Here is a 16,999-nt window from a genome sequence, read left to right on the forward strand (position 1 = left end):
CTGCTGATCCTGTTCCGGCTGGTCCAGGGCTTCTCCACGGGCGGCGAGTACGGCGGCGCCTCCACGTTCACGCCCGAACACCGTGCCTCCCCCCGCCCCGCCGGGCAGGCACAGTCCCCGGTCCCGAACGGGCCGCCCCGCCGGGCGCCCGCGCCCGCGCGTCCCGGCCGCGGGCCCCGGCCCTTTCCCGAGGACGCCGGGCACCTGTCTCCGGACCGGCGGACCGGCGGACCGCCCGAGCGGTCTCGTCGGCCGCCGAGGGCACGCCACCGCCCCGGCCGCCAGGCCCCACCGCCCCGCGCCGGGCGGGCGCGGCGCGGGGCGGGGCGGTGGCGTCAGGTACACCCGTGGCCCGGGGCCGCACCCCCCTGACCCGCGCTCCCGCACCCGGCAGACTGGTCCCGAACCGGGAGGGGTGGGGTCATGCACGGGGTACGGGTGAAGGACGCGCTGGTGGCGGGCGTGCGGGGGCTGGGACTCGCGCTGATGGGCTGGACGGCCTCGCTCGGGCTCCTGCTGCTGGCGGTCCTGTCGATCGCTTTCGTCCCGCTGGGCGTCGGTCTGCTGACCACGCCGCCGGTCCTGTTCCTGGTGCGCTCCCACGCGGAGCGGCGCAGGGCGCTGGCCACCCGCTGGTCGGACGTACGGATCCCCGCCGCCCGGTACCGCCCGCTGCCGCGGTCCGCGGACGGCCGGCCGGCCGCCGGGCCGCGGCTCACCTGGCTGATGCTGGGCGATCCGGCGACCTGGCGGGACCTGCGCTGGCTGTTCGTGGACGAGGTGGCGGGCGCGGCCGTCGCCGTGCTCGCGCCCGGCATGCTCGCCGAGGGCGTGTTGGGCCTCCTGCTGGCGGCAGGGCTGTGGCGGCCGCTGGTGGCCGCGGAGGGCCGGTACTGGTACCAGTTCGTGCCGGTCACCGGGCAGGCCAGCGCCTTGGCCGCGGGCGCCGTCGGCTGCGGCTGGCTCGCCGCCGCGCTGCGCTGGAACCCGGCGCTGGTCCGCGCCCACTTCCGGCTCACGAGGAGCCAGCTCGCCCCCGCGTACGCGGCCGAGCTGACCCGCCGGGTGGAGAAGCTGACCGAGACCCGGCGCGACGCCGTCGACACCTCGGCCGCCGAGCTGCGGCGCATCGAGCGCGATCTGCACGACGGGGCGCAGGCCCGGCTGGTCGTCATGGGCATGGACCTGAGCACCGTGGAGTCGCTGATCGACACGGACCCGGAGCAGGCCCGACGGCTGATCGCGCAGGCCCGCAAGAACTCCGCCGAGGCCCTCGGCGAGCTGCGCGACCTGGTGCGCGGCATCCACCCGCCGGTCCTCGCCGAACGCGGACTGGGCGACGCCGTCCGGGCGCTGGCGCTACGGCTGCCGATCCCCACGGAGGTGAGCGTGGACCTGGCCGGCCGCGCCGACGCGCCGGTGGAGTCGGCGGCGTACTTCGCGGTCAGCGAGGTGCTCACCAACGCCGTCAAGCACTCCGGCGCGGACCGCGTCTGGGTCGATCTGCACCATGCCGACGGCATGCTGCGCATCGCCGTCACCGACAACGGCAGGGGCGGCGCCGCGATCGCGCCGGGCTCGGGGCTCGCGGGGGTCGAGCGGCGGCTCGGTACATTCGACGGCGTCCTGGCCGTCAGCAGTCCCGCGGGCGGTCCCACCATGGCGACCATGGAGATTCCGTGCGCGTTGTCCTAGCCGAAGATCTCTTCCTGCTGCGCGACGGGCTGGTCCGGCTGCTGGAGGCCCATGGCTTCGAGATCGCGGCCGCCGTCGAATCCGGCCCCGAACTCGACCGCGCGCTGGCCGAGTTGGATCCGGACGTGGCGGTGGTCGACGTACGGCTGCCGCCCACGCACACCGACGAGGGGCTCCAGTGCGCGCTGCGCGCCCGCCGGGAGCGGCCGGGGCTGCCGGTACTGGTCCTCTCCCAGCACGTGGAGCAGCTGTACGCACGGGAGTTGCTGGCCGACGGCAGCGGAGCGGTGGGGTACCTGCTGAAGGACCGGGTGTTCGACGCGGCCCAGTTCGTGGACGCGGTACGCCGGGTCGCGGCCGGCGGCACCGCCATGGACCCGCAGGTCATCCAGCAGTTGCTGGCCCGGAGTTCGGACCGGGACCGGCCGCTGTCGCGACTCACCCCGCGCGAGCTGGAGGTGCTGGAGCTGATGGCGCAGGGCCGCTCCAACACGGCGATCGCCGCCCAACTCGTGGTGACGGAACGGGCGATCGCGAAACACACCTCCAACATCTTCGCCAAACTGGGACTCGAGGTCTCGGACGACGACAACCGCCGTGTTCTGGCCGTACTGGCGCATCTCGACCGCGACCGCTGAGCCGGCCGCCGATTCGCGTTTCTGTTGAACACCTCCGAGGCGGCGTCCGTATGGAAGGGGGCCGCTTCACTCCTGTCGGGCGCCTCGATGCTGCCCCGCCAAGGAAGTCAGAGGAGTTCCATGGGACGCAACACACGAAAACGCCGTACGTCGCCGGCCACCAAGGCCATCGCAGCAGCGGCGGCCCTAGCGCTCGGTGGGGGCGGGCTGATCTGGGCGAACTTCTACGCATCCGCCCACGAGTCGCACGACGACGCGTGGGGCAACCGGACCAAGGCAGCCGGCGCGCAGGTGGCGACGATCTCCTGCCCGGACGTCGGCCAGAAGCTCACCGACGTGCCGGGCCGGGCCCGCACCGAGGTCGACGGCGAACTGGCCAATCTCGACCGCCAGATCACCGAGGCCTACCAGCGCCTGGCGACCACGCGGGACGCGCAGGCCCGCGACGCGAGCTTCGTCCAGAACAGCATCCTGGGCCCGCTCAAGGACCGCCGGAAGGTGATCTTCGACCGGATCAGGCTGGAGATCAACCGGGCCGGCGGCACCGCCCCGGGCGACCTGGACAGCCTGACCTCGTGCACCGGATCCCCCGCCGCCGGCAACCAGACGGACGGCGGCGGCGCCCAGCAGGGCGGCGGCCAGAACAGCGGCGGCCAGCAGGACAACGGCGGCATGAACGGCGGTCAGCAGGGTGGCGAGGGCGGCCAGCAGGGCGGCGGCGGCCAGCAGCAGAACAACGGCGGTCAGGCCGGCAACGGCCCCTCCGCCGCGGACTTCGTCGACATCACCAAGGTCCAGGCGAACGTCCCGGCCAAGCCGCGCCGGATGCGCAACGCCTCCACCGGCACGTTCACCACCCGCTGCGGGGTCAACGCCAACGGCAACCACAACACCGACAACGTGATCGTGGCCCCCGGCGTGACCAACGGTGCCCACCACCTGCACGACTACGTCGGGAACCAGAAGGTCAACGCGTTCTCCTCGAACGACACCTTCCTCCAGGGCGGCTCCAGCTGCCAGAACAAGAACGACCTGTCGGCCTACTACTGGCCCGTGGTGCGGGTGCAGGACGGCACGCAGGACTTCGACCAGAACGCCGACGGCGGCGGCAAGGAGGGCAACGTCGGCCGGATCCTGGTCGCCAAGCAGGCGCAGATCAAGTACGTCGGCAACCCCACCGGCAAGGTCGTGGCGATGCCGCAGTTCCTGCGCATCATCACCGGCGACGCCAAGGCCTTCACCAACGGCACGGCGAACGCCAACGCGCACTGGAGCTGCACCGGCTTCGAGAACAAGGTCCAGCTGACCGACAAGTACCCGATCTGCCCGCGCGGCAGCGACGTGGTGCGCACGTTCGCCTTCCAGAGCTGCTGGGACGGCCAGAACGTCGACAGCGCCAACCACCGCACCCACGTCGCCTTCGCCGACGCCTCCGGCCGCTGCCAGAACGGCTTCAAGGCGATCCCGCAGCTGACGATGCGGCTGGTCTACAGCGTGCCGCAGCCGGTGGTCCAGAACGGCCAGGTGAAGAACGCCTACGCCGTCGACGGCTTCCCCGAGCAGTTGCACAAGGCCGTCACCGACCACGACGACTTCATCGCCGTGACCAAGAACGGCCTGGCGAACAAGATCGCCAACTGCCTCAACTCCGGGCGGACGTGCTAGCCGCACCCGGCCGGTACGGCGAGAGGCCGGTGGCGGGAGGACCCGCCACCGGCCTCTCGCGTGCGGTGACGTCAGCCGGTGTGCGCGTGGTGGTCGGCGCCGATCTCCACCTCGCCGCCGAGGGTGCCGCGCAGCGCGTGGACCACGCCGTCGTCGCCGACGGCGACCCACTTGCGGCCGACCAGGTAGAAGCCGCCGTAGTCCTTCGCCTCGTCGATCCACTCGCGCTGGCCGCGGTCGGTGGAGAAGGTGGCGAGGACGAACCTCCCGCCGGAGCCCGCGCAGATCGCCTGGCGGATGGTGTCGGCGTCGGTCTGGATGTCCGGCCTGCACTTCACCTCGGCGGCCAGGCTCTCCAGGCTGCCGGTCGCCGTCGGCGGCACCCTGGCCGCCCCGTCCCCGCCGGCACCGCAGCCCGCCAGCGCCAGCACCGCCGCCGCGCCGGCCACCGCGAGCATCGGCCGTGTCACCCTCATCTGTTCCTCCGCTTTCCGGCGGGTCGCCTCCGGCGGCGCCCGGTTCCCGTCCATGCCGTCCCCCTCCATACGGCCGTGCCGGGCGCCCTGCTCAAACCCATGGGCCCACCGGCACACCTGTGCGAGAGTGGGCCGGTGAACGATGACTGGGAAGACCGCGTGGCCGCCGCCTGGGCCCGCCTCGACGACTACTCCGAGGACCGCGCCGCCGAGTTCCGGGCGGTGATCGACGCGCTGGTCGCCGAGCTGCCGCCCGGCAGCCCCGTCGGCCTGTTCGAGCAGGCCTGCTCCTGGGACTCCACCGGCCACTCGGACCGGGCCGTGCCGCTGTACCGGGCGGCGCTGGACGGCGGGCTCGACGGCTACCGGGGCCGCCGCGCCAGGATCCAGCTCGCCAGCTCGCTGCGCAACACCGGCCGGCCGGAGGAGGGCGTCAAGCTGCTCACCCCCGAACTGGTCGGCCCCTCCGACGAGCTGGACGACGCCGTACGCGCCTTCCTGGCCCTGTGCCTGGCCGACCTAGGCCGCGAACGCGAGGCCCTGTCCCTCACCCTCGGCGCCCTCGCCCCGCACCTGCCCCGCTACCAGCGCTCCACGGCGAACTACGCCCGCCTGCTGGTCGAACCGGAAGGCTGACGGCACCCGGACGGACCGGCCGAGCGCACGGCCGGACGGCACGGCCGAAGGGCACGGCCGAAGGGCTGACGGGCCGCCCCCGGCGGTGACCAACCGCCCATGCGCTCGTTCTGCTGAACGTGCAGTCACAGGATGTCGCCCCGCGCCCCCCGTCCGCCTCCGCGCCGGTCCTCGACGTCGGGCGGGCCGAGGCCGCGCTCGTCGAGCACTACCCGCGGCTCGTCCGGCTCGCCTATCTGCTGCTGCCCCCGGTCCTCGGCCGCGGCCGCCGGGTGCTGACCGCGCACTCCCTGGTCCAGCGCGCCCTGCCGCGGGGCCGCCCCGCCACCGCCGTCACGCCGGACGGCACGGCGGGCCCCGGCGCCGACCCGGCCTACGCGTTCCTGCGCGTCCGTGTGGTCCGTACGGCGCTCGCGGCCGACCCGCTCCGCCGCCGCGCCGCGCGCTCCCGCCGCGTCCACCTGCCTCCGCTGATGCCCCAGGTGTGGGGCCTGAAGCTCTTCCCGCGCTCCGGCGGCGCCGACGAACTCGCCCTGGACCAGCAGCTCGCCGCCCTGTCCGCCCCGGCGCGCGCCGCCTACGTGCTGCGCGGTCTGGAGCAGCTCCCCGAGGACGCCGTGCTCCGGGTGCTGTCGGCAGCGGGCGTCGCCGACCCCGGGGCCGCCGTGCGCCAGGCCGAGCGCGTCCCGGACCGCACCGCGCTGCTCGCCTCACCCGAGTTCGACCCCTGCTCGCTCCAGGCCCGCCCCACCGACCTGCTGCGGCGCAGGCAGCGCGGCAAGGCGGTGCTCGCCGCCGCCGCGGCCGTCGCCGTGTGCGGCACGCTGACCGCGCTGCCCGCCGGCGGCTGGGGCCCGAACGGCGCCGCCGCCCCCGTCTACGCGCGCAACGCCTCCGCCGAGGCCGCCCTCGACCCGGCGAAGCTGATCCGCGTCCCCCCCACCGCGTGGCGGACCTCGGCGCGGCTGGACTTCACCGCGTGGCCCGCGCGCGGCGACCGCACCGGCGACACCGCCCTGCTGCGCCGTGCCCTCGCCGTCTGGGCCCGCCCCGGCGGCGACGTCCGGCTGTCCGCCACCCCCGGCACCGCCACCGGCGGCCCCGCGGGCCCTCCGCAACTGCTGTACGCGGGCGACGTCGACGGCGCCCGCGTCGTCCTGCTCCACGACGGCCTGCGCATCGCCCGCTACGCCGAGCCGAAGGGCTCCGCGTCCGGCGTCGCGCTGGACCTCGCCCGCGTGGACGGAGCGTCCGGGGCGGAGGCCGCCGCGGTGGTGCTGAACCGCGCCGACGGCAACGTCCGCTATCTGACGGCCCCGTGGGTGAAGAAGGCCGCGCGGCAGGATCTGCGCACCGCCGGGTCCGAGCCGGCGGCGCTCACGCTGAAGGACGGCGTCACCGCACCGCTGGCCGGCCCGGCCGCCCGCGCGGGCGCCTGCACCTCCTGGCCCGCGCTGCGCCTCACCGGCGACTTCGGGGCGTACGTCCTCGGCGATCTGGGCGAGTTGACGCCCGCCCGCCTCACCACCGGCCGCCCCACCGCGACGCACGAGGCGTCGAGCGCGGCGGCCGGGCGCACCTGGGCGCCGTTCGCCTGCTCACTGTCGGTGCTGCGCTCCCAGGGGGTGCGGTCGGTCAACGCCTGGCAGTACGCCGAGCAGGACCTGCCCGACGACAGCGGCACGGCCACATGGGTGTGCACCCGCGCCGACACCTGGCGCGGCACGGGCTCCCAGGTGCTCGCCCAGCTCCGCGTCCCCACCGTGCGGTACGGGGCGGCGGTGGCCCGCTCCGCCGATGTCACCGCGTGCGGGGCGCGCGATCCGCAGGTGCTGGCCGGGGCGCTGTGGAAGTCGAAGGCGGGCTCCTGGTACCTGCTGGCCGCCGGCGGCTCCCACACGGAGTCGATCACCGCCTCGAACGGCGTGACCGCGACCGCCCAGGGCAATGTGCTGGCCGTACCCGCGAAGAAGGGTCTGCGGCCGGAGCTGAAGGGAACGCTGGACGACGGCCGGACCGTGCACATGCTGCGCTAGGGCCCGCCCCGTACCGCCCGCACCCCACCGGCCGGTTCCGGTTCCGGCCCTGGTCGGTAGGGTGTCGGTATGACTACCGGGGTCCGCCGCAGAATGGGAGTCGAGGAACGACGGCAGCAGTTGATCGGCGTCGCCCTCGAACTGTTCAGCCGCCGCTCGCCCGACGACGTGTCCATCGACGAGATAGCGGCGGCGGCAGGCATCTCCCGCCCGCTGGTCTACCACTATTTTCCCGGCAAACTCAGCTTGTACGAGGCCGCGTTGAAGCGCGCCTCGGAGGATCTGGCCGGCCGGTTCGTGGAGCCGCACGAGGGTCCGCTGGGGGCGCGGCTGCTGCGGGTGATGCGCCGCTTCTTCGACTTCGTGGACGAACACGGGCCGGGTTTCTCGGCGTTGATGCGCGGCGGCCCGGCGGTCGGCTCCACCACCACCAACGCGCTCATCGACTCGGTCCGGCAGGCCGCCTACGAGCAGATCCTCGCCCATCTCCAGGTCCAGGACCCGCCCGCCCGGCTGGAGGTGGTCGTCCGCTCGTGGATCTCGCTGGCCGAGTCGACGGCGCTGATCTGGCTCGACGGCCGCCGCATCCCGCGCGCCGAGCTGGAGGTCCAGCTGGTGCAGGACTTCGCCGCGCTCGCCGCCGTCGCCGCCGCCCGCGACGAGGAGCTGACCGCGCTGCTGCACCGGGTCTTCGCGACGGAACCGGCCGACAACCCCTTCACGGACCTGGCCGGCCGCCTCATCACCCTCGCGTCCCCCTGACCGCCCGTACCGGCGGGGCGTTACTCTCGCTCGAACTTCCGGTAGGACGGGTCGAGGTCGCTCACCTCGGCCGAGGCGTGCAGCATCGCTTCCCCGCCGGGCTTCACATACCGCCGCAACAGCTCCAGCGCGGCCTCCGTCAGCTCGGCCTTGGTCTCCGGGGTGCGGCCGGCCAGCAGTCCGATGTGCACGTGGACGACGGCGTGCCCGTCGCTGTCGGGACCGACCACGGTCTCCCCGGCCGGGCGGAACAGTGTCTTGCAGGCGGGCGGCCGGGCGCCGGCGATCTCCACGGTGGCCTCGTGCAGCGCCCGCGCGAACCTGGGCCGGTCGAAGGCGTCCGCCAGCTCGGCCGAGTAGTCGACGGTGATCTGGGGCATGGGAGCTCCACTCCTGGTGTTCTGCGGCGTCTGGTGTTCCACGGCGTCGGCCCACCCTAGTTCGCGACCGGAGAAGGGGGGCGGACCGTCTCACGGCCCGCCCCCCTCCACCGCTCCGGTACCTCACGCGCCCCGCGTGAACACCGCCACCGTGCGCGCCGGGACGGTGAACGTGCCGGTCGCCGCCGTGTAGGCGGAGGTCTTCACGACCGGGTCGGCACCCGAGGCCTGCACCGGGTGCAGCCGGTAACCTGCCCCGGCCAGCGCCGCGACGCGCTGTTCCTGCCGCTGGGGCGTCGCGTTGAACACCACGACCAGGTCGCCCAGCCGCATGGTGATCACCCCGGGCGTCTCGTCCTTGCCGGACAGCGGGAAGGACAGCCGGTCCTGCACCTGTGCGGCCGTGGCGAGGGAGAACGCCTGCTCCGTCGTACGGATGCGCAGCAGGTCCCGGTAGGCGGCCGAGGCGCCCCCAATCTGCGGGCAGCCCACCGTGACGGAGGACAGCAGCGGCTTGGCGTAGGGCCACTTGTCCTGGTTGTCGGCGGCCATGGGCAGGCCGCGGCCGAAGCCGTTGCCGTCGGCGCAGTTCCAGTGGATGGCGTTGAACCAGTCGCCGCTGTCGAAGGAGTTGCGGTCCAGCGACTTGGAGCGCAGCAGGTCGGTGCCGGCCTGGGAGAGCGCCGGCCCCTGGGAGAGCGCGGCCGTGGCCATCGCGAGGACCTGCATCCGGGCCCGGTCGGCGGCGGACGTCGAGGCGGGCAGCTTGTAGGTCAGCGCGTCGAACAGCGACTCGTTGTCGTGGGCGTCGGCGTAGGCGAGGGCGTCGCCGGGGGCGTCCGCGTATCCGGCGGGCGCGCCGTTGTAGTCGATCCCGGCGCCGGTGATCTCCTTGCCGTCGCTGTCGGTGAAGCGGTACTCGGCGAGGCTGCCGCTCAGACCGACCTTGATCAGGTCCTGGTAGTGCAGCAGCCGGGCCTTCTGCTCCTCCTTCGTGCCGTTGGCGGTGGAGGAGTTGGGGTCGGTGTAGAGGCCGGAGGCGAAGCCCTGGACGCCGGGGTCGGCGTCGAAGGGGCTGCCGCCGCGCACCGCGTCGCGGGCCCGGTCGGAGAAGGTGGCGATGCCGGTCCCGGCCATGTTCTTCTGGGTGGCCTGGACGAAGCGGGCGTCGTCGGCGACCTCGCCGAAGTTCCAGCCCTCGCCGTACAGGATGATCTTCTTGCCGTCGACGCCGTCCTTCTCCGGGGTGAGCGCGTCGAGGGCCTTGCGGACGGCGAGGATGTTGGCCTTGGGGTGGTGGCCCATGAGGTCGAAGCGGAAGCCGTCGACCTTGTACTCCCTGGCCCAGGTGACGATCGAGTCCACGACGAGCTTGCCCATCATGGTGTTCTCGGTCGCGGTGTTGGCGCAGCAGGTGCTGTTCGCGACCGATCCGTCGGCGAGCAGCCGCTGGTAGTAGCCGGGCACGACCTGGTCGAGGACGGAGGTGTCGTCCTGCCCGCTGGCCGCGGTGTGGTTGTAGACGACGTCCATGACGACGCGCAGGCCGTCCTGGTTGAGGGCCTTGACCATCTGCCGGAACTGCACGGTGCGGGCGGTGCCGTCCGGGTCGGTGGCGTAGGAGCCCTCGGGGACCGTGTAGTGGTAGGGGTCGTAGCCCCAGTTGTAGGCGTCCTTGGCGGCCGTCTTGGCGACGCAGGCCTGCTGCTGGTCGGAGTCGGGGGCGTAGGCGGCGAGGTCGCAGCCGGGGCCGGCCTGGTCGGCCTTCTTCTCGGGGATGGTGGCGATGTCGAAGGCCGGCAGCAGATGCACGTAGGAGGTGCCGGCCCTGGCCAGCTCGCGCAGGTGCTTGCTGCCGTCGCCGCCGGTGTCGGTGAAGGCGAGGTAGGTGCCCCGGTCCCTGGCCGGGACGGTCGGGTCGGCGACGGAGAAGTCGCGGATGTGCAGTTCCTGGATCTGCGCGTCCCGCAGCGGTACGGCCTTGGGCTTGGCGAGGTCCGCCCAGCCGCTGGGGGCGAGGGCCTTGTCGTCCAGGTCGGCGAGGAGGCTGCGCTCGCTGTTCGCGGTGAGGGCGACCGAGTAGGGGTCGGTGACCTTGTTGACGACGATCCTGCGCACGGAGGGCGCCCACACGGTGACGACGTACCGGTACGGCTTGTTCCGCCAGGCGGCCGGGCCGGTGACGGACCAGACGCCGGTGGTGTCGTCGCGGCGCATGGCGACGGTCTTGCCGTCCAGTTCCAGCGCCACGCTCTGCGCGGTCGGCGCCCACACGCTCAGTGTGGGCCGCCCGTCACGGAAGACCGGACCGAGGCTCGCCTTGGCGGCGGCGGTGCCGTAGACGTCGTCGAGGACCCCGGCGAGCTGGACGCCGGTGGCGGTGAGCACGGCCCCTCCCCCGGTGCTCGATGCCTGGGAGGTGCCCCCAGCGGCGCGCTGGGAGGCGACGACCTGGCCGCGCAGGGCCTCGGTGACCCGGGCGCGGTCGCGCGGGTCGACGGAGTAGGCGGTGTAGTCCCTCAGATGCGGGAACCTCGTCTTCTGCGCGTCGGTGAGCGTGGTCTTCTCCAGCCGCAGCCACCGCTCGTCGTCGCTGGTCAGCGTCCCGTCCTTGACGGTGATGGAGCCGTCGCGCGAGTACAGGAGCTGGGTGGAGGCGGCGGCCGCCGAGCCGTTCCACGCGACCGTGTCCCGGTCGATCCAGACCGCCTTGGAGGTGGTCAGGTCCAGGGCGGCGGCGCTGCCCTCGGGCTGCGGCAGCAGGGGCTGCTCCTGCCCGCTCACCAGCCACACCTCGTGGCCGTTCGCCGCCTTGAGGTCGAGGGACCGGTCGGTGGGCAGATCCTTCTCGTCGCCCTTGTGGAGGATGTAGCTGAGTGAGGTGGCACCGTCGGTGAGCGGTACCTCGAAGACCGCGCCATAGGAGTCAGTCTTCACCGGCGCGAGGGGTTTCGCCCAGTCGGTGGGCTCGGCCGCGCCGGTCCACACGTGCAGTCCCCAGCCGTCGTAGTCGCCGTCGGCGCGGTGGTAGTGGAGGACGGCCTTGGCGGTGTCCTGCGCGGGGTAGCCGGCGGGCCGGGTGGTCTGCACGGCGTCCTGGCCCTGCTCGATCCACACCTCGCCCGTCTTGGTGACGTCGATGGACCGGTCGGCGGAGACGTCCTTGTCGCCGTCCTTGTCGATGACGAGGAAGCCGACGTTCGAGGCGCCGGGCTTCAGCTTCACGTAGGCGAAGGCGCCGTAGGCGTCACGGCCGGTGAAGGGGTGGGCGGCGGGCCAGGTGGTCGCCTCGCCGTCGGCGAGGTCGCCCCAGGCGTACAGGCCCCAGCCGTCGTAGTCGCCGTCGGTGCGCCGGTAGTGGACGACCGCGTAGTCGCGGGAGGAGGCGGTGGGGACCTCGGGGGCCGGCGGGGTGCCGGTGGTGGAGGCCGCGGTGGCGCTCGCGGTGCGCCCGGCCGAGTCGACGACGACCGCCTTGTAGCGCAGTGCGGTACCGGCGGGCACGGTCGTGTCGAGGGTCTGGGTGAGCTTGTAGGGGGCGTGGTCGGCGGAGCCGAGGACCTTCCAGGGGCCGTTGCCGACCTGGGCGGCGAAGACGACCCGGTCGAGCTGTCCGCCGGTGACGTCGGCGCTGAGGTCCACGGTGCCGGTGGCGCCCGCGGCGGGCGCGGTCACGGTGAGGGCCGGCTCGGCGGCCGGGGCCTCGAGACGGCCGGTCGCCTTGAGGACGACGGCGGCTCCGGCCGGGACGGTGACGGACACCCCGCGGTCGGCGTCGGAGGCGACGGACGCCTTGGTGCCGTAGACGCCGCGGTAGGTCATGCGCGCGGAGCCGGTGGTGAAGGCGGCGGTCTTCGCCTGGTCGGCGTTGTTGACGGCGACGACGTACTCGGCGCCGCTGCGGGCGTCGGTGCGGGTGAAGGCGTAGACGCCGGGGCCGTCGGCCGCGTACCGCTCGGTCTGGACCCCGTCGGTGAGGGCGGGGTTGTCCTTGCGGAGCTTGGCCAGCCCGGCGATCTGGCGGTACAGCGGCGCCTTGGTGTCGTACGCGTCACTGGCGTGGGTGCGGTCGGTGCCGATCTCGTCGTCGGCGAGGTAGTCGGCGACCTTCGAGGCGAACATGGTCTGGCGGGCGTCCTTGTCGCCGCCGGCGCCGGTGAAGCCCTGTTCGTCGCCGTAGTAGACGACGGGGTTGCCGCGGCTGAGGAACATCAGCTCGTTGGCCAGCTTGTCCTTGGCCAGGAGCTGGGCGTCGGTCGCCTTCGGATTGTCCTGCTTGAGGAAGTACCCGATGCGGCCCATGTCGTGGTTGCCGAGGAAGGTGACCTGCTCGTAGGCGTTGGCCTTGTCGGTCGTGTACTTGTAGTCGTCGCCGAAAACGCTCGCGAGCCTCTTGGCGCTGCCGCCCTGGGAGGCGTAGGCGCGGGCCGCGTCCTGGAAGGGGAAGTCGAGCGTGGCGTCGAGGCGGCCCCGGGTGACGTAGGGCGCGGTGACGGAGGTGTCGGCGGAGTAGACCTCGCCGAACATGAAGAAGTCCTTGCGGCCGTGCCGGGCGGCGTACGCGTCGAGCGCGGTCGCCCACTGCGTCCAGAACTCCATGTTCACGTGCTTGACGGTGTCGATGCGGAAGCCGTCGACGCCGAAGTCCTTCACCCAGCGCTCGTAGATCTTCTCCATGCCGCTGACGACCTCGGGACGCTCGGTCCACAGGTCGTCCAGGCCGGAGAAGTCGCCGTAGGTGGCGTTCTCGCCGCTGTAGGTGGAGTCGCCCCGATTGTGGTACATCGTCGGGTCGTTCAGCCACGCCGGAACCTTGGCGTTCTTCTTCGCGGCCGGGACGGTCGGCGGGTGGGGGAAGGACGAGGGGTCGACGGCGGGGAACTTCTTGTTCCCGTTCGCGTAGTCGGCGTCGTCGAAGGGACGGCCGTCCTCGGTCAGATACGGGAAGGCGCCCTTGGACAGGTACTCGTGGGACCGGTCCGTGTAGTCCACGACGTCGGCGGTGTGGTTGGTGATGACGTCGAAGAAGACCTTCATGCCCTTGGCGTGCGCCTTGGCGATCAGCCTCGTCAGGTCCGCGTTGGTGCCGAAGTGCGGGTCGACCTGCGTGAAGTCGGTGATCCAGTACCCGTGGTAGCCGGCGGAGGCGTCCTTGCCGGCACCCTGCACGGGCTGGTTCCTGAAGATCGGCGCGAGCCAGATGGCCGTGGTGCCGAGGCCCTTGATGTAGTCGAGCCGGTCGGTCAGCCCCTTGAGGTCGCCGCCCTGGTAGAAGCCCTTGTCGGTGGGGTCGTAGCCGGTGGCCAGCCGGGAGCCGGTCAGTCCGCCCCGGTCGTTGGCCCTGTTCCCGTTGGCGAAGCGGTCCGGCATGACGAAGTAGAACTGTTCGCGCGTGGCGTCGTGCCGGGCGGGCTGTGCGGCGAGGTACGCGTCCGACGGGGGCGCGGGCGGGCCGGCCGCCTTCGCGGCCGTCGGCTGGACGAGGGCGGCGGCGAGCGCGGCGACGGCGACGGCCGCGACCCGCCCGCTGTGCCGGCCCCGCCGGCCCGGTCCGCCCTGGGGGTTGCGGCGCCCCGGGGGCGCCGGCCATCTCGGTATCACAGGCGAGAACTCCTTGCGACTACGGCTCGATCGGGTCCGTGCCCGCACCGCGGACGAGGGGCCAGCGGCTTCGCGGCCGGACGCCGGGCGCGACCGTATCGCCGCCGAAACACTTACAGCAAGAGCCTTGCAAAGCACGGCAAGAACTTTCACGAACGGCCACCGGGGCCTCCGCGCGCCCCGTCAAGTGCCGCCCCTCGTACGCCGGTCGGCGCGCTCCCGCGCAGGCGAGGCGTGCAGGAAAGCGGCCGGGGGACCGGTCGGGCGCGCGAACCCGCGCACCGACGGGTTCCCTCCCCCGGTGAATCCGCTACCTTCCTTAGCGCACCTTCGCGCACGACCGTGCCGCACCCCGGCGGCGACGCCCCGCACGAGGGCGGCCGACCCGGACGAGCCCCGCTCCCCGGACCGCCATGGACCGCCACCGGACCACCGGCCGGACCCCGCCGGACGGACCCCGCGCAGGCCAGGACACCTGCCGGTAACGGAAGCGTCACGTCTGCGGGATCTTGCGGAAATTTTCTTGCAACGTCTTTCGCAAGGGATTGCAGCCTTGCTACGTTCCTCCCGCGCCCGGCGGCCGTCGATAGGGACAGACGGCACCCGCGGTCCTCCCAAGGGATGATCCGGGCACCCTCATCTAGGAGTTCATATGCGACGTGGCATATCGATCGCCGCCGCGGTCACCGTGGTCGCCCTCACCGCCTCGGCCTGCGGTGGCTCGGACGACGACTCGTCGAGCAAGCCGAAGGACCCCAAGGAAGTCTCCGGGACGATCACCTACTGGGACACCTCCGACGCGGCGACCGAAGCCCCGACGTACAAGGCCCTGGTCAAGCAGTTCGAGGCCAAGTACCCGAAGATCAAGGTGAACTTCCAGAGCGTCCCGTTCACCGACGTCGAGCAGAAGTTCAAGTCCGCCGCCAAGAGCGGCAAGGGCGCCCCCGACGTCGTGCGCACGGACGTGGGGCTGATGGCCGAGTACGCCTCGCTGGGCTACATCGCCCCGCTCGACGGCACCCCGGCCCTGAAGGACACCTCGGACTTCGCCGCCACGCCGCTGAACACCGCGAAGTACAACGGCAAGACGTACGGCGTCCCCTCGGTCACCGACACCCTCGGCCTCCTCTACAACAAGAAGCTCCTCAAGCAGGCCGGCATCGCCAACCCGCCCGCCACCTGGGACGAGTTCATCGCCGACGCCAAGACCATCAAGGAGAAGACCGGGGCGTACGGCACCTACGTCAACCCGGACTCCTACTTCCTGCTGCCGCTGCTCTACAGCAACGGCGCGGACATGGCCGACCCGTCGGCGAAGAAGATCACGATCAGCGACGACGCCGCGGTGAAGGCCCTCACCACCGCGAAGCAGATCAACGACCAGGCGTCGATGAAGGTCGACTTCGCCAACGCGTACCAGAACATGCAGGCGGCCTTCAAGAACGGCAAGGTCGCCATGCTGATCCAGGGTCCGTGGTCGGTGGCCGACACGCTGTCCGGCACGGCGTTCAAGAGCGACCAGGCCAACCTCGGCTACGCCCCCGTCCCGGCCGGCGCCGGCGGCAGGGCGCAGGCCCCGACCGGCGGCCACAACCTCGCCGTGTACCAGGGCTCGGGCAACCTGGACGCCAGCTACCTGTTCACGCAGTTCATGACGTCCACGGAGAGCCAGGTCGCCATCGCCAAGGGCACCGGCACCCTGCCGACCCGCCAGTCGGCGTACACCTCCGCGGTCACCTCCGACCCGAAGGTCGCCGGCTTCAAGTCGATCCTCGACAAGACCGCCCGGCCGCGCGTGGCCCTGCCGCAGGTCGGCTCGCTGTTCACGCCGCTCCAGCAGAACTACGTGAAGATCCTCCAGGGCGACGAGTCGGTGAAGAACGGCCTCGACGCCACCGCCAAGGAGTTCCAGAAGCTCCTGCCCGGCTACTCCATCGGCTGACCGAAAGGTCAGTAGCCGTACGGCTGCCGTCGGACACCCGGCGGCCCTACGGCAGTTGCAGGACACGCAGCCCCGGGGAAGGACCTCCCCGCTGCCGCCCCGTCCGGGGCTCCCCGGGGCTCGCGGAACCACCCCGACTCCGTCCGCGAAAGAGCCGATGAGGATGACGACCGCAGCGAGCACCGGAACAACGAACAAGACAGCGCGCGGCGACGGTGCGTCGCCGCGCCCCGCACGCGTCTCGGCCCTCAGGCGATCCTGGGACAAGTACTGGTACGCGTGGGCGATGGTGGCCCCGGTGGCCGTCGTCATCACGGTGCTGGTCCTGTATCCGCTGGGCTACGGCTTCTACCAGTCGCTGACGAACGCGAACGAGTCGAACGTCGCCACCACCATCGGCGCCTTCCACCGCCCGGCCACCTACGACTTCGTCGGCCTGGACAACTACTGGCACGTCCTGTCGGGCGCGGACGGCGACTTCTACCCGCGGCTGGTGTGGACGGTCGTGTGGACGGTGTCCTGCGTCGTGCTCCAGGTGGGCCTCGGCATGGCGCTCGCGGTGCTGCTCAACCGCGAGATGCGGCTGCGGGGCTTCTACCGGGCGATGCTGATCCTGCCGTGGGCGGTGCCGTCGTTCATCGGCGTGTTCGCCTGGCGGCTGATGCTCAACTCGCAGTACGGCGTCTTCAACGAGATCATCACGGCTTTCGGCCTGCCGGCGCAGAACTGGCTCGGCACCCCGCTGGCGCAGAAGGTCGCCGTCATCATGGTCAACGTCTGGATCGGCATCCCGTTCAACATGGTGGCGCTGCTCGGCGGGCTCCAGTCCATCCCCAAGGAGCTGTACGAGGCGGCCGAGATGGACGGAGCCTCGCCCTGGCAGCGGTTCGTGAACGTGACGCTGCCGGGCCTGAAGCCGGTGTCGAACACGGTGATCCTGCTCGGCTGCATCTGGACGTTCAACATGTTCAACGTCATCTACCTGCTGCTGGGCAACAACACCACCGGCGACACCGACATCCTGGTCACCTTCGCCTTCCACAAGGCCTTCACCGGAATCTCGGACTACGCGGGAGCGGCGACCTACGGCATCATCATCCTCGCTCTCCTGCTGGCCTTCTCGACCTTCTACCGCCGCAACACCCTGAAGTCCGAGCAGGCGTAAGGA

Annotated in this window: 11 protein-coding genes; 8 read left to right on the forward strand and 3 right to left on the reverse strand. The window is 72.2% G+C overall.

Features of this window, described 5'->3' with window-relative positions:
* Window positions 1-423 precede the first annotated feature (423 nt).
* The 3 genes from AB0N63_RS06165 to AB0N63_RS06175 all read left to right on the forward strand — a co-directional run bounded on the left by AB0N63_RS06165 (window position 424) and on the right by AB0N63_RS06175 (window position 3,998).
* A complete protein-coding gene (locus AB0N63_RS06165) occupies window positions 424-1,695 on the forward strand; it encodes a histidine kinase (protein ID WP_365524808.1) in 1,272 nt (423 codons plus the stop codon).
* Window positions 1,680-2,333 (forward strand): response regulator transcription factor, encoded by a 654-nt coding sequence (locus AB0N63_RS06170; RefSeq protein WP_365524811.1) that lies wholly within the window; start codon window positions 1,680-1,682, stop codon window positions 2,331-2,333. Before AB0N63_RS06165 ends, AB0N63_RS06170 begins: the two co-directional genes overlap by 16 nt.
* Window positions 2,334-2,453: 120 nt before the next feature.
* The gene (locus AB0N63_RS06175; RefSeq protein ID WP_365524814.1) at window positions 2,454-3,998 is read left to right on the forward strand and encodes a DUF1996 domain-containing protein; all 1,545 of its coding nucleotides are present in this window, start codon (window positions 2,454-2,456) and stop codon (window positions 3,996-3,998) included.
* A gap of 71 nt (window positions 3,999-4,069) precedes the next feature.
* Here AB0N63_RS06175 and AB0N63_RS06180 read toward each other — a convergent pair whose 3' ends face one another.
* Window positions 4,070-4,474, reverse strand: a complete 405-nt coding sequence (locus tag AB0N63_RS06180; protein ID WP_365524817.1) for a hypothetical protein — start codon at window positions 4,472-4,474, stop codon at window positions 4,070-4,072.
* 99 nt (window positions 4,475-4,573) lie between these two features.
* Between AB0N63_RS06180 and AB0N63_RS06185 the strand changes: the two genes are divergently transcribed.
* The 3 genes from AB0N63_RS06185 (at window position 4,574) to AB0N63_RS06195 (ending at window position 7,908) form a co-directional block, all read left to right on the forward strand.
* Window positions 4,574-5,110 (forward strand): tetratricopeptide repeat protein, encoded by a 537-nt coding sequence (locus AB0N63_RS06185; RefSeq protein WP_365524820.1) that lies wholly within the window; start codon window positions 4,574-4,576, stop codon window positions 5,108-5,110.
* Between the two features lie 119 nt (window positions 5,111-5,229).
* On the forward strand, window positions 5,230-7,146 hold the full coding sequence (locus tag AB0N63_RS06190; protein ID WP_365524822.1) for a hypothetical protein: 1,917 nt from the start codon (window positions 5,230-5,232) through the stop codon (window positions 7,144-7,146).
* A gap of 69 nt (window positions 7,147-7,215) precedes the next feature.
* On the forward strand, window positions 7,216-7,908 hold the full coding sequence (locus tag AB0N63_RS06195; protein WP_365524825.1) for a TetR/AcrR family transcriptional regulator: 693 nt from the start codon (window positions 7,216-7,218) through the stop codon (window positions 7,906-7,908).
* Window positions 7,909-7,928: 20 nt separating this feature from the next.
* Here AB0N63_RS06195 and AB0N63_RS06200 read toward each other — a convergent pair whose 3' ends face one another.
* Both AB0N63_RS06200 and pulA read right to left on the reverse strand, forming a co-directional pair.
* Window positions 7,929-8,288, reverse strand: coding sequence for a 5-carboxymethyl-2-hydroxymuconate Delta-isomerase (locus AB0N63_RS06200; RefSeq protein WP_365524828.1), 360 nt, complete (start codon window positions 8,286-8,288; stop codon window positions 7,929-7,931).
* Between the two features lie 123 nt (window positions 8,289-8,411).
* Window positions 8,412-13,889: a pullulanase-type alpha-1,6-glucosidase gene (gene pulA / locus AB0N63_RS06205; protein ID WP_365524831.1), complete on the reverse strand. Its 5,478-nt coding sequence runs from the start codon at window positions 13,887-13,889 to the stop codon at window positions 8,412-8,414.
* Between the two features lie 652 nt (window positions 13,890-14,541).
* Between pulA and AB0N63_RS06210 the strand changes: the two genes are divergently transcribed.
* Together AB0N63_RS06210 and AB0N63_RS06215 are read left to right on the forward strand one after the other, a co-directional pair.
* Entirely contained in the window at window positions 14,542-15,831 is a 1,290-nt protein-coding gene (locus AB0N63_RS06210) for an extracellular solute-binding protein (RefSeq protein WP_365524834.1), read from the forward strand.
* 163 nt (window positions 15,832-15,994) lie between these two features.
* On the forward strand, window positions 15,995-16,996 hold the full coding sequence (locus AB0N63_RS06215) for a sugar ABC transporter permease (protein ID WP_365524837.1): 1,002 nt from the start codon (window positions 15,995-15,997) through the stop codon (window positions 16,994-16,996).
* Window positions 16,997-16,999 lie beyond the last annotated feature (3 nt).

This window comes from Streptomyces sp. NPDC093260 (assembly GCF_040683715.1).
Lineage (GTDB): Bacteria > Actinomycetota > Actinomycetes > Streptomycetales > Streptomycetaceae > Streptomyces > Streptomyces sennicomposti.